Below are 12,499 nucleotides of genomic sequence, written 5' to 3'. Positions count from 1 at the left end.
GACGGAGGAAGAGCTGCGCTATGTCATGCTTCACGAGCAAACGCACATCAAGCGGTGCGATTATCTTGTGAAACTGCTCGCGTTCGCACTTCTGTGCCTACATTGGTTCAACCCGCTTGCTTGGGTCGCTTTTACGCTGCTCTGCGCCGATATGGAGATGTCCTGTGACGAGCGCGTTTTGCGTGAACTCGGAATGGGCGTCAAAGCGGACTATTCAGAGACGCTCCTGTCGCTGTCAATGAACCGACGGATACTGGGCGCGTCGCCGCTGGCGTTCGGCGAGGGCGGCATAAAGGGGAGGGTGAAAAACGTGCTGAATTTCAAGAAACCTGCCAGAATTATCGTATTCGCGGCAGTAGTGCTTGCCGCTATGCTGACGACGGGTTTAACGCTGAGCCGAGCGGACGCAAACGCAAACGTCACGCCTGTTCAGGCAACTGCCCTTTCCGCGCTCAGAACGCCCTATGTTGGCGACAACAGCGCGGTCGGGAAGATAGTGGACGCTCTGCTGCCGCTTGGCGGCGAGTTGACACAAAGATTTTTCTCCATAGGCGACGACTACGGCATGGGTCACGCGCCGTACACGTTGACGCTCTATTACGAGCAGACTGGCACGGAGCGGAATATTACCGCCCTGCCAAAAAACGCCGCGCTGCTGTTTGCCCTGATCGACAATCTGGCAGAGGTCAATTTCGCTTTCCGAAACACTCCGAGTGACGGCGAGCTTGATAAGGCGGCATATACGTCAAGAATAGCTGTCAACAAAGAGCAGGCTGGCGATTTTATCGGAAATTTGGGCCTTACATGGGAGGATTTTCGAAATGACTTTGAGACGGCGGCAACGGCGCTATTCACACAGTCCGTGCCAGTCGAAACCCCCTCGCCGTCCGACAGTGTGACTACACCCTGATACCTGCAAGGGAAGGAAAAATTTTACAAAACAAAAGCTCAGCCTCGGGCGATGAGACGGGTGCGGAGAATGCCGTCTACGGTGGAGAGCGCGCGCAGGAGGTCGTCGCTCGGCATGGCGTTTACGTCGAGCAGGGTATAGGCATAGTCCTTGTTCGAACGGTTCACCATGTTTTCGATGTTGATACCCGCCTCCGCCAGCGTGGACGACAGCGCGCTCACCATCATCGGGATGTTCCGGTGTGCCACGCACAGCCGCGCGCAGCCCTCGCCCACCTCCAGCGAGATGTTTGGGTAGTTCACGGAATTTCGAATGTGCCCCAGCAGGAGGAAGTCGGAAAGCTCCTTCGCGGCCATAACGGCGCAGTTGTCCTCGCTCTCCGGCGTGGAGGCGCCGAGATGCGGGATGGCGACGATCTTCTCGTGTCCGAGCATCGCGGCGGTGGGGAAGTCGGTGACATACCGAGCCACGCGGCCGTCGGAGAGCGCCGCGAGCAGGTCGTCGGTCCGCACGAGATCTCCGCGCGCCAGATTGATGATGCGCAGGCCGGGTTTGCAGTGGGCAAACACCTCGGCGTTGATCATTCCGCGGGTCTCCGGACCAAGCGGCACGTGCAGAGAGATGTAGTCGCTCTCGGCATAGATCTGCTTCAGCCCGTGCGCGCGGTGTACGCCCCGAGAGAGACCCCAGGCTGAGTCGACCGAAAGATAGGGGTCAAACCCCAACACCGTCATGCCCAGGGTCCGGGCGGCGTTGGCCACCATCACGCCGATCGCGCCGAGGCCGACGACACCCAGCGTCTTGCCCGTGAGTTCGGGGCCGGCGAAGGCGGATTTGCCTTTTTCGATGAGCGCGGGGACGGCGTCGCCCTCCCCCTTCAACCCGGCCGCCCAGGCGATACCGCCCGCGATGTCGCGGGCGGAGAGAAAGAGCGCGCAGAGCACCAGCTCCTTGACGCCGTTTGCGTTGGCGCCCGGCGTGTTGAAAACCACGATGCCCGCCTCGCTGCAGCGGTCGACCGGGATGTTGTTCACGCCGGCGCCCGCCCGGGCGATGCACTGCAGTGTGCCCGCGTCGGACAGCCCGAGGCCGTGCAGGTCGGCCGAGCGTACGAGGATGGCGTCCGGCTGCTCCAGTGTATCTGCATATGTAAAGAGAGCCGGATCCAGTCGCTCGAGCCCGACTTTGGCGATTTTGTTGCGTGTGAGCACCTTATACATGTGTTCACTTCCCCTCAGTGTTTTTTCTCGAACGCCCGCATGAACGCGGCGAGCTTTAGGACGCCATCCATCGGCATGGCGTTGTAAATGGAGGCGCGCATCCCGCCGACAGCGCGGTGGCCCTTGAGCGTAACGAGGCCGGCGGCAGCCGCCTCCTTGACAAAGAGATCGTCGAGCGCCGGATCGCCGGTGAAGAAGGTCACGTTCATCATCGAGCGCGAACCCTTGTCGGCGGACGGTTTGAATAGACGGCTCTCGTCCAGCGCGTCGTAGAGCACGGCGGCCTTGGCGAGGTTGTGCGTCCGCAGGGCGGCCAGACCGCCCTGTGAGCGTACCCAGTCGAGCACCAGGCCCAGCAAGTAGATGCCGTAAGTGGGCGGCGTGTTGAGCATGGAGTCGGACTTGATGAGAGCGGCATAGTCGAGCAGCCCCGGCGTCGAAGGCGGCGCGGCGCCGGCCAGATCCTCATGGAGAATGACGACGGTGAGGCCCGCCGGGCCCATGTTCTTCTGCGCGCCGGCATAGATGAGACCGAAGCGAGAGACGTCCACGGGCTCCGAGAGGATACACGAGGACATATCGCAGGTGAGCGGCACATCCCCGGTCTCGGGGATATAAGGCCACTTGGTACCGAAGATGGTGTTGTTCATGCAATAGTGGAAATAGGCGGCGCCGGCGTCGAGCGCCAGCTCGGACTGCGCGGGGATACGGCTGAAGTTCTCCCCGGAGAGATCGGCGGCGGCACGCACCTCGCCCACCTTTTGGCCTTCTTTGAAGGCCTTTTTCGCAAACTCACCCGTGATCGCATAGTCGGCGCGGCCGGTGCGCGGCAGCAAGTTGACGGGGATCATTGAAAACTGCAGCGTGGCGCCGCCTTGCAAAAACAGGACACGGTGTGTGTCGGGGATCTCCATCAATTCGCGCAGACTCCGCTCCGCATCTTGAAAAATTGCGGCGTATGTTTTAGAGCGGTGACTCATCTCCATGACGGACATACCGCTGCCGTTCCAGTCCAGCATTTCGGTGGCGGCGCGCGCCAGTACGGGCTCCGGCATCATTGCCGGCCCGGCTGAGAAATTGTAAATTCTTTCTCCCATGCGTGTCTTCCTCCCCATATGCAAAATTGGAAAAATTTACTATTTTAAAAACACCGAGGTACCGGATGCTTTCAATTATACCACAGGAAACCGGCATGTCAATGAAATCGACAAAAAAATAACAAAGACTGATGATTCTTAAAAATCCTCTTGACAATATGCGCGGGTGGGTGTATAGTGCATGTGTACTATGACAGATAATACACATAGTTCACGCAAAACCACCATCCACGCGGGCGGCGTCAATGATTTAGGTGTCAGAAGACGCGCTTTTGACACCTGAATCATCAATCACTTCTGCCGAGAAAAGATCCGTGTTGTACCGGCGGGAGGGGATTGACAGCCCTCAAATACAGGAGAAGGAGGGGAGGATGTGCTGAGCATTGACAAACTCTCGCGGGTGCCGATCTACGAACAGGTGATTGAACAGGTGGAGATGAAGATCCGTTTGGGGGACTTTGCCGAGGGAGAACTGCTGCCGTCGGTGCGCGCGCTGTCGGTGGCGCTGGAGGTGAACCCCAACACGCTGCAAAAGGCATACGCGGAGCTCGAACGGCGCGGACTGTGCCGGAGCACGCCGGGAAATGGCCGCTTCGTATCGGTGGGCGCGCGGGCCGTCATCGCACATGGAATGCGAGAGAAGCTGCGGGCCTTTGGGATGCTGGCCGCGCAGCTGCACAGCGAGGGGGCCACGATGAAAGAGCTGCACGGCGCGGTGGAGGAAGCCGCCGGCGTCGGCGCGAAGGGGAGGACGACCGATGATTGAGGTAAGAGATTTGACAAAGACATTCGGCGCGTGCCGGGCGCTGGACCACATCAGTTGTACGATCGACAACGGGTGCATCTACGGACTTGTCGGCTCCAACGGAGCGGGCAAATCGACGCTCCTGCGGCTGCTCACCGGAATCTACCGCCCGGATGCGGGCAGTGTGCGCCTGAACGGCCGAGAGGTCTGCAACGACCCGATGGCCAAACAGCGCATGATTTTCGTGGCAGATGAACTGTTCTTCCTGCCGGGGGCAAACATGCACCGCATGGCGCGGCTGTATGCCGCGGAGTACCCGGCGTTCTCGTACGAGCGGCTCCGCGCACTCGCGGCGCGCTTCGGACTCGATATGAACGCCAACATCCAGACGTTTTCCAAGGGCATGCGGCGGCAGGCGGCCATCTTGCTCTCGCTGTGCTGCCACACGGATTACATCCTGCTGGACGAGACATTCGACGGGCTCGACCCCGTAATGCGCGCGCTCGTCAAACGCACGCTGTACGAGGACATCGAGACGCGCCGGGCCACGGCGGTGATCTCCAGCCACTCGCTGCGCGAACTTGAGGACACCTGCGACCAACTCGCGCTGATGCATCGGGGCGGTCTCGTCTTCGAGAGCGACGTCCAGAACCTCAAGACGACGCTGTTCAAGGTGCAGGTGGCTTTCCCGGAGGACTTCGACCGGTCGGTGTTCGACGGTGTCGAGCTCCTGCGCTTCGAAAAACAGGGCTCCGTCGCGCGGGCCATCGTCCGCGCCGACCGGGACGAGATGAGACAGCGGCTCGCCAAACGCGCACCGTTGCTGCTGGAGCTCTTGCCGCTGTCGTTGGAAGAAGTCTTTGTCTACGAGCTGGAAGCACTTGGATACGCTTTCGGCGGGGACGAGGAGGTTGAGAAAGAGATATGAAGAAATCATTGTTTCCGACCGGGCTGTACCTTGACATCCTGCGGCAGCTCAGGCTCGTGGGCGGCATCCTGCTCGCGCTCATCCTGCTCATTACGGCCCTGACGCCCATCGTCAGCGCACTTACGTCCGAGTGGCGCAGCACGCCCGACATCCTTACGCTGACGCCCGCGTTGATCCTGTTTATGTACGTGGGCACGATTGTGCTGGTGTTCGCGGCCTTCTCATTCCTATTCAGCCGCCGCGCATCCGACTTCTATCACGCGCTGCCGGAGACGCGGCTGTCACTGTACGGCGCTGCCGCTGGCGCGGCACTCACCTGGGTACTGGGGACAGTGGCGCTCGCAGTGCTGACGGCCCATGCCGCCTATGCTGTCTGCGGCTTCGGGCCGGCCCTGTCGGACTTACTGCCGAACTTCCTGGGGTATGCCCTGGGTTCGCTGCTTGTCGCCGGCTGCGCGCTTGTCGGCGTATGCGCCACCGGGACGCGTTTCTCCGCCTTTGTGCTCACCATGCTCCTCCTGTTTTTGCCGCGGTATTTCAGTGTTGTGCTGAACATCACGACGGAGAGTATCGCGCCCCTGCTGCTCCCAAGCCACATGGGTCCGCTATTTGACGTGAGCCTGAATTTTCCGTTCTACTTTTTCCTGGGCGCCTTCGAGACGAGATTCGGCGGAGCGGCCGCCAGTATCCCGGCGCTGTTTTACTCGGCTCCAACGCTTTTGTATACGGGTGTCCTCGCCGTGTTCTACATCGGAGCGGCCTGTGCGATTTTCCATTTCAGGGCATCCGAGACGGCGGCCCGGTCCGCGCCGGGGCCGATGCTGCAGCGGATTTACAGCGGGCTTGTTACGACCCCGGCGTTTGTTCTTTTGGGGGCCGTGGCGGTATTGTGCGCATTCATGAATTACGAGGAGGGGATGGGCACCGTGATGATTGTCCTCGTTTTGCTGGCGCTGGTACTGTACAGCGTCTACATGCTCATCACGACGAAGCGGCTCCGCAGCCTGAAGCAGGGACTTCTTGTGCTGCCGGCGACCGCGGCCGTATGCTTCGCCCTGCTGTTTGGCGTATCGGCCGTCTGTCAGGCGGAGATGGCGACTGTCCCGGAGGCGTCTGACATCGCGGGGGTACAGGAACATTTGGATGCGCGCCGGAGTACGGTGAGCTACGGCATGCTGCGCCGCAGCGAGGTTGTCCTCGCCTCGCCGGAACTCTGCGCTCTGGTTGCGAAGAGCCTGGCGACCGTCCGCGGTTCCGGCGGCTATCCTTTGGCGCAGAGTACCCGGATTATGATGGACGTCACCCTGGAAAGCGGCCGCGTCATCAGCCGTCAATTTTATATCCAAGCTCAAGATGGGGAGAGAGTCCAGCGTCTCATCGACAGCGACCCCAATTACGCCGCCGCCGCCGGCGCTTTCCCGGAGGACGGGGAGATCAAAAGCATCGACTTCGGGGGAAACATTTACAGAGGCGGTGTCAATCACTCCGTTCTTTCCAAAGCCGTTGGATGGGAGCTCGTCCGAGTATTTCGGGAGGAATTTCAGGCGCTGCCGCCGCTTACCCGGGCCTCGTTGGCCAATATGTCCTATATGCCCGTCATCAACACCGCGGCCTTCGGCGAGGCGGTGCCGAGCGATGCGGACCGCGTGGTTTCCGGCGTGCCGCTGTACAAAACGGAGGACGGCGTCGCGACATTGGGCACCGCACTCGTGGTGAGGGGGGTGCGTGGCGGCGTACCGTTCGAGTCGTTTTATCGGCTGAGCGGGCATACCCCGAGGGCCGCGAATCTGCTGATGGCCGCCGTCAACGGGATGACCAGCGCCTCAGCCCGTACCTGGATGGCACAGAGCGTGGCGGCGGGCGCCTCGGAACTTTCGTGGTTGGGCGGCGATTTGGTGCTGGAAAACGTCCCGTATGAGGCCGACTGGTACCGCAGCGATTCTTTGAGTTGCCAGTGGGGCGAAACGGCAGAAAGCACCGCTGAGTTGGCCTTGACCGCGTGGCTGCTGGGTACGGCGGCGGACGCTCCGGACATCACAAAGCCGCTCGTCAGCTATTCACTCTTTGGAGTGTCCGCCGACGGAGAAACCGCAGGAGACACCGTACGCAGTGAAAACCTGTATTTGTACGCGAACATCGGGGAGAGCGACGTCGAAGCGCTGCTGGAAATGGCGGGGGCCGTTATCCCTTCGGCTCTGCCTTAGTACCCTTGTTGCCGCGAAGCGGCAACAAAAAACAAGCATTTGGGTTGTGGGTTGCAGGTGCAACCCACGTTAGATTGGACGCGGCGTGACGGCGCCGTGCGCGCCGCAGCGTCTCAGCCGGGCGGCGGGTCGCCGTGGAGAGAGACTTCGCCGGACGAGAGGTCCTCGGTGCGGCCGCCGTCAAAACGCACAGTCAGAGCGCCGCTGTCCGTGACGGCGAGGGCCTGCCCCGTCCGTGTGCCCGCCGGGGATGAGACCAGGACGCGTCGGCCCAGGGTCACGCAGTCCGCCCGGTAGCGTGCGAGGTCGTCCGCGTAGCGCGCGGGCTGCCCGTGGCCGGCCATGTCAAAGAAGCGGTCGAGCAGCGCGGCGGCGAGCTGCGCCCGGCGGATACGGCGTTCGGTCTCCGCCTCGAGGGAGGTGGCCTTGGCCGCCAGATCCGCCGGGAAGGCGGCGGCGTGGCAGTTGATGCCGATGCCCACGACGGCGGAATCCACGCGGCCGCTCTCTCCCTCCAGAGAGAGCTCTGTGAGAATGCCGGCCAGTTTGCGCCCGCCCATCAGAAGGTCATTGACCCATTTGATCTGAGGACGGCACCCCGCGACGGCGGCGATGGCGTCGCAGGCGGCGACCGCGACAAAGATCGTGAGCAGCGGCAGCCACTCCGGCGGCCAGTCGGGGCGCAGGATCACCGACAGATAGAGCCCCATGCCGGGCGGTGAGAGGAACGACCGCCCGAAGCGTCCGCGCCCGGCGGTCTGCTCATCCGCGACGACCGCCGCGCCGTGCGGCGCGGCCGCGAGCGCCCACTGCCGGGCCGCCCGGTTGGTGGAATCCACCCGGGCATGGTAAGCGACCGGTAAGTCCGCCGTCTCCGGAGCGCGGAAGCGGCGGATCTCCCCCGGCGTCAGCAGATCGGGCCGGGCCAGCAGGCGGTACCCCAGACGCGTACGCGCTTCGATCTCATATCCCTCGGCACGCAAGGCTTCCACGGCTTGCCACACCGCCGCGCGGCTCACCCCCAGCGTCCGGCTGATCGAGGCCCCGGAACACTGCGTCTCCGGCTCCAGCAGCGCGAGTACGCGCTCCTTGGTCGTCTGCATGTTCATCTCTCTCCCTTCGTCCCCTCGTTCGTCCGGCCTGTACGTGAGGCCGGTTTTGGGCGGCCCGGCGTTTTGTGCTATCTATCATTGTAAAGCCCGTCCCGATGCTTGTAAACCCGCACATCAAAAAACATGGCCACGGCGCGGCAGCCATGGCCATGTTTTTTGATGTTTCACGGCATTTCGCTCTGTGTGTTATGCATAAATTTTGACATCAGAATATATTTTTTAGGAGGAGGGGTCAATGGGACGCCCAGACGCCAAAACGACTCTTGGCAGTCGGTCCGGTCTCTGGTATAATATAAATTCAAGCGGCCAGACCGGCAGGCAGATCGGTCAGGCCCGAGGGGGAGTCGATGGAACTGCTCACGGTGTGTGTCATGGCCGTTACGCTGGCGCTGGACGCCTTGGCCGTCGCGGTCACGAACGGGATGGCCTGCGCGGGGTTTCGCCCCAGACATGCGGTGTGGATGGGCGTCTATTTCGGAGCGTTTCAGTTCTTCATGCCGCTCATCGGGTATCTGCTGGGCAGCCAATTGCTTCGATACATAGAGAGCGTCGACCACTGGCTGGCGATGTTGCTGCTCGGCTTCATCGGCGGACGCATGGTGTACAACGCGCTGCGCCGGCAGGGAGAAGAGGAGGGCGCGCTGAAAGCGCTGACCCACCCGCAGTTCCTGCTGCAGGCGCTGGCCACCAGTGTGGACGCGCTGGCCGTGGGCGTGACGCTGCCGCTGCTAAAGACGCCGATCCTCCTCTCGGCCGCTATCATCGGGTGTGTGGCCTTTGGATTGTCGCTGCTGGGCGGTCTGCTGGGCCGACGCTTGGGCGTGCTCTTCCGCCGCCGCGCCGAAATGGTCGGCGGTGTCGTCCTGGTTCTGCTGGGCATCCGGATTGTATGGGAGCATACGCTATGAACGTCCTTCCAGTCGACGAGGCCTTTGTGGCGGGGATTTTGCCGCACAGGCCGGCGGAGATGCACAAAGGGGACTGCGGCCGGGCTCTGCTCGTCTGCGGCAGTGTGGGCTACACCGGCGCGGCCAGATTGGCGGCGGAGAGCTGCGTGCGCGCCGGCGCCGGGCTTGTCAGCCTGCTCGTGCCGCGCAGCGTCTATCCGGTCGTGGCGGCTTCCTGTTGCCCCGAGGTAATGTGCCGGCCGCTGCCGGAGGATGCGGAGGGCCGGCTGTCCGCGCAGGCGCTGCCGGAGATCCGGGCATGGATGCAGGGCGTGCACGCCCTGCTGGCGGGGCCTGGGCTTGGCCGGTCCGAAGCGCTGGATGCATTGGTGGCGGTACTGACCGCCGAGTGCCCGGCGCCGTTTGTGGCGGATGCGGACGGTCTAAATGCGCTGGCCGGACATATATTGAAACGGACGGCGCCCCTGATCCTCACCCCGCACGAGGGGGAATTTCGTCGTCTGGGCGGCGATTTGACCGAGGGGCGGGCCGCCGCCGCCCGGCGGATGGCCGAGCGGCGGCGCGCCATCGTAGTGCTCAAGGGTCACCGCACGGTGACGGCGTCGCCGGACGGCCGGCTCTATGGCAACGGGACGGGCAACCCGGGTATGGCCAAGGGGGGCAGCGGCGACGTTTTGGCGGGGCTGCTCACCGGGCTGTTGGCGCAGCGCGCGGCCCGGCCCGATCTCTGGCGCGCGGACGAGGCCGAGGTCACAGCCGCAGGCGTGTACCTGCACGGCCGCGCGGGGGACCTGGCCGCCGCGGCGCGCGGTGTCTACGGCATGACGCCGTCCGACTTGATAGCGTATGTGCCGGAGGCGATCGATGCGGTGCTGCGCGGCAAACAGGGGGTTTGATGGCACAATGAAACGGATCTGCGCGCGGCTGTGCGCGCTTGCGATGGCCCTTGTGTGCACGGTTTGTCTGTTCGCCGCCTGCGGGCGCGCGGACGCTGTCGACGACGCCGAGGCTGTCCGGACATTGTACGCTGGTCTCCGGCGCTGCTCTTTGCAGGCGGTGCTGACGGCGGATTTCGGCGATGCGGTGAACGCGTTCACGCTGCAGTTCGACTACGACCGTGACGGGGAGAGCGCGGTGGAGATTTTGGCGCCTGAGGAGGTGCGCGGCGTCCGCGCCACAATCGAGGCGGGCGGGACGGCGCTGTCCTACGACGGCCTGATTTTAGAGACAGGTCCTCTGCCGGGGACGGGTCTCACACCGGTGGACGCGCTGCCCGTGATGCTGAAGACTTGGGGCGAGGGTTATGTCGCCTCCACCGGGCGGGAGAAGCTGGACGGTGTCGCGTGTCTGCTCATGGTCTACAAGTCCACGGCGGCGGGTGTCGAGATCGAGCAGCGCGTCTGGTTCGAGAGAGAGACGTGCAAACCTGTGCGGGCGGAGACCTACGCGGCGGACGCGCGGGTCATCGACTGTGTGTTTGAAAAATTTTCTTTTGAATCTTGAGGACGCTCTCGGCCCCGGGGCCGAGAGCGTCCATCGTCCCGGGCCGCCGTATGGCGGACAAGCCGCACGTCATTAGACCTGAAATTTCGAAAGGCACGGACATTGTGATGAAAGATGCTGTACTTGCTTTGCGGCGGACCTGGGCGGAGATCTCCCTGGACGCGGCGATGCACAACTATAGAGCCATTCGCGCGCGGATCGGGGACGACTGCCGGCTGATGGCCATGGTGAAGGCAGACGCCTATGGGCACGGCGCGGTGGCGCTCGCGCGGCTGCTGCAGGAGTTGGAGACGGATTTTCTCGGCGTGGCCAGTCTGGACGAGGCGCTGGAACTGCGCCGCGCCGGCATCCGAACGCCTGTCCTAATCCTCGGTTTCACGCCGGCCGATATGGCGCCTGTGCTGATTGAGCACAACCTGACGCAGACGATCTTCGACGAGGACATGGCGTGCGCAATGTCGCGCGCGAGCGCCGGGTGTGCGCGCGCGCTGTCCGTTCATCTTAAGGTAGACACTGGGATGTCTCGGCTGGGTCTCGTGTGGCGGGGCGTGGAGACGCTGCCGGCGCTGGCCGCGCTGTGCCGTCTGCCCCACCTGCATTTTGAAGGGCTGTTCACCCATCTGCCGTCGTCCGAGGTGGCAAACGACCCGGACACGGAGGCGCAGATCGCGGCCCTCGTCCTCATACGCGACGCGTTGGCGGCGGAGGGTATACGGATTCCGATTTGCCATTGCGCAAATTCGGGCGCTGTGATACAATATTCCAAAGCGCGTTTCGACATGGTGCGCGCCGGGCTCCTCCTGTACGGCCTCACGCCGGAGATCGGTCTGACGGACCGGATGGATCTCGTGCCCGCGATGCGGTTGTGTTCGGTCGTCTCCCAGGTCAAGCTCATCGACAAAGGAGCTGCGGTGAGCTACGGGCGTACCTTTCGTGCGCCGGCGGCCATGCGGGTGGCCGTCGTGGCCGCCGGGTACGCCGACGGGTATCCGCGTGCGCTGTCAGGGCGTGCCTGTGTGTTGATCGCCGGGCGGCGCGCTCCGATTTTGGGGCATGTCTGCATGGACATGATGACCGTCGACGTCTCCGGCATCCCGGACGTGCACGTGGGGGACCCTGTCGTCCTGTTCGGGCCGGAACTGCCGGTAAGCGAGCTCGCGGCGCTGGCCGGCACCATCTCCTATGAACTCATCTGCTCGGTGGGCAAGCGTGTGCCGCGTGTGTACCTGCGCGGGGGTTTAGAGGTCGGCCGCACCAACTATTTGCTGGGCGACGAAGAGTACGTCACTCGCTGGCCGGCCGCTCCCATCTCAGTGCCCGACGCTTCGTTTGGGCGACTCTGATTGTTGCTGCTGTCTTCCGTATAATTTGCGCGGCCTCGTGGGAAAAATAGTGATGTCACAAATTTTTCTGCGAGGTGAAATGTGTGGACATCACATTGCAACGCGGCGCGGCGCCGCCGGTGGAGGTCGGCGTCTCCCAATGCATCCGGCGCGGAGACATCTACTACGCCGATCTCAGCCCGGTGGTGGGCAGCGAGCAGGGGGGCATGCGTCCTGTGCTCATTGTCCAAAACAACGTGGGCAACCGCCACAGCCCTACGGTGATAGCGGCGGCCATTACATCACAGATCGGCAAGGCCCGTCTGCCTACGCACATCGAGCTCTCGGCCCGGTCTTACGGTCTTTCTCGCGACTCGGTGGTGTTGCTGGAGCAGGTGCGTACCATCGACAAACGGCGGTTGCGCGAAAAGATGGGCCGGCTGGACGATACGTTGATGCACCAGATCGACACGGCGCTCGCCGTGAGTTTCGGTCTGGGAGACAGATAACAGGCAACAGTGAACAGCGCAGCCCTTCCTGCGACAGGTAG

At 63.0% G+C, this 12,499-nt stretch carries 12 protein-coding genes; 9 read left to right on the top strand and 3 right to left on the bottom strand.

The features are described from left to right. The coding region (locus LBK75_11480; GenBank protein ID MDR1158898.1) for a DUF4825 domain-containing protein at window positions 1-910 on the top strand (910 nt) is incomplete at its 5' end. 38 nt (window positions 911-948) lie between these two features. On the opposite strand, the gene LBK75_11475 is transcribed toward LBK75_11480, so the two are convergent. Further along, entirely contained in the window at window positions 949-2,130 is a 1,182-nt protein-coding gene (locus tag LBK75_11475; GenBank protein MDR1158897.1) for a phosphoglycerate dehydrogenase, read from the bottom strand. Window positions 2,131-2,144: 14 nt separating this feature from the next. Further along, window positions 2,145-3,227, bottom strand: coding sequence for a 3-phosphoserine/phosphohydroxythreonine transaminase (serC, locus tag LBK75_11470; protein MDR1158896.1), 1,083 nt, complete (start codon window positions 3,225-3,227; stop codon window positions 2,145-2,147). 373 nt (window positions 3,228-3,600) lie between these two features. On the opposite strand from serC, the gene LBK75_11465 reads away from it, so the two are divergent. The 3 genes from LBK75_11465 to LBK75_11455 are packed head-to-tail and all read left to right on the top strand — an operon-like array spanning window position 3,601 to window position 7,104. Continuing rightward, a complete protein-coding gene (locus tag LBK75_11465; protein ID MDR1158895.1) occupies window positions 3,601-3,993 on the top strand; it encodes a GntR family transcriptional regulator in 393 nt (130 codons plus the stop codon). Next, on the top strand, window positions 3,986-4,900 hold the full coding sequence (locus tag LBK75_11460) for an ABC transporter ATP-binding protein (protein ID MDR1158894.1): 915 nt from the start codon (window positions 3,986-3,988) through the stop codon (window positions 4,898-4,900). Before LBK75_11465 ends, LBK75_11460 begins: the two co-directional genes overlap by 8 nt. Then, window positions 4,897-7,104, top strand: coding sequence for a hypothetical protein (locus LBK75_11455; protein MDR1158893.1), 2,208 nt, complete (start codon window positions 4,897-4,899; stop codon window positions 7,102-7,104). Before LBK75_11460 ends, LBK75_11455 begins: the two co-directional genes overlap by 4 nt. Window positions 7,105-7,217: 113 nt before the next feature. On the opposite strand, the gene LBK75_11450 is transcribed toward LBK75_11455, so the two are convergent. Then, window positions 7,218-8,213: a biotin--[acetyl-CoA-carboxylase] ligase gene (locus LBK75_11450; GenBank protein MDR1158892.1), complete on the bottom strand. Its 996-nt coding sequence runs from the start codon at window positions 8,211-8,213 to the stop codon at window positions 7,218-7,220. Window positions 8,214-8,563: 350 nt separating this feature from the next. On the opposite strand from LBK75_11450, the gene LBK75_11445 reads away from it, so the two are divergent. The 5 genes from LBK75_11445 (at window position 8,564) to LBK75_11425 (ending at window position 12,458) form a co-directional block, all read left to right on the top strand. Next, window positions 8,564-9,124, top strand: a complete 561-nt coding sequence (locus LBK75_11445; GenBank protein MDR1158891.1) for a manganese efflux pump MntP family protein — start codon at window positions 8,564-8,566, stop codon at window positions 9,122-9,124. Continuing rightward, window positions 9,121-10,020 carry an NAD(P)H-hydrate dehydratase gene (locus tag LBK75_11440; GenBank protein ID MDR1158890.1) on the top strand — a complete coding sequence of 300 codons (900 nt, stop codon included), beginning with the start codon at window positions 9,121-9,123 and terminating at the stop codon, window positions 10,018-10,020. Before LBK75_11445 ends, LBK75_11440 begins: the two co-directional genes overlap by 4 nt. A gap of 7 nt (window positions 10,021-10,027) precedes the next feature. Further along, window positions 10,028-10,627, top strand: a complete 600-nt coding sequence (locus LBK75_11435; GenBank protein MDR1158889.1) for a hypothetical protein — start codon at window positions 10,028-10,030, stop codon at window positions 10,625-10,627. Window positions 10,628-10,734: 107 nt separating this feature from the next. Next, window positions 10,735-11,970, top strand: coding sequence for an alanine racemase (alr, locus tag LBK75_11430; protein MDR1158888.1), 1,236 nt, complete (start codon window positions 10,735-10,737; stop codon window positions 11,968-11,970). 143 nt (window positions 11,971-12,113) lie between these two features. After that, window positions 12,114-12,458, top strand: a complete 345-nt coding sequence (locus tag LBK75_11425) for a type II toxin-antitoxin system PemK/MazF family toxin (GenBank protein MDR1158887.1) — start codon at window positions 12,114-12,116, stop codon at window positions 12,456-12,458. Window positions 12,459-12,499: the final 41 nt, after the last annotated feature.

It is taken from the genome of Oscillospiraceae bacterium, from assembly GCA_031265355.1.
Taxonomy (GTDB): Bacteria; Bacillota; Clostridia; order Oscillospirales; family UBA929; genus JAIRTA01.
This window is presented reverse-complemented; position numbering and strand designations above follow the sequence as displayed.

What these genes read in the sequence shown, in the direction of transcription:
- LBK75_11455 (MDR1158893.1), top strand. Translation starts at nt 4,897, where the DNA reads ATGAAGAAATCATTGTTTCCGACCGGGCTGTACCTTGACATCCTGCGG.
- serC (MDR1158896.1), bottom strand. Translation starts at nt 3,227, where the DNA reads ATGGGAGAAAGAATTTACAATTTCTCAGCCGGGCCGGCAATGATGCCG.
- LBK75_11440 (MDR1158890.1), top strand. Translation starts at nt 9,121, where the DNA reads ATGAACGTCCTTCCAGTCGACGAGGCCTTTGTGGCGGGGATTTTGCCG.
- LBK75_11435 (MDR1158889.1), top strand. Translation starts at nt 10,028, where the DNA reads ATGAAACGGATCTGCGCGCGGCTGTGCGCGCTTGCGATGGCCCTTGTG.
- LBK75_11450 (MDR1158892.1), bottom strand. Translation starts at nt 8,213, where the DNA reads ATGAACATGCAGACGACCAAGGAGCGCGTACTCGCGCTGCTGGAGCCG.
- alr (MDR1158888.1), top strand. Translation starts at nt 10,735, where the DNA reads ATGAAAGATGCTGTACTTGCTTTGCGGCGGACCTGGGCGGAGATCTCC.
- LBK75_11460 (MDR1158894.1), top strand. Translation starts at nt 3,986, where the DNA reads ATGATTGAGGTAAGAGATTTGACAAAGACATTCGGCGCGTGCCGGGCG.
- LBK75_11475 (MDR1158897.1), bottom strand. Translation starts at nt 2,130, where the DNA reads ATGTATAAGGTGCTCACACGCAACAAAATCGCCAAAGTCGGGCTCGAG.
- LBK75_11445 (MDR1158891.1), top strand. Translation starts at nt 8,564, where the DNA reads ATGGAACTGCTCACGGTGTGTGTCATGGCCGTTACGCTGGCGCTGGAC.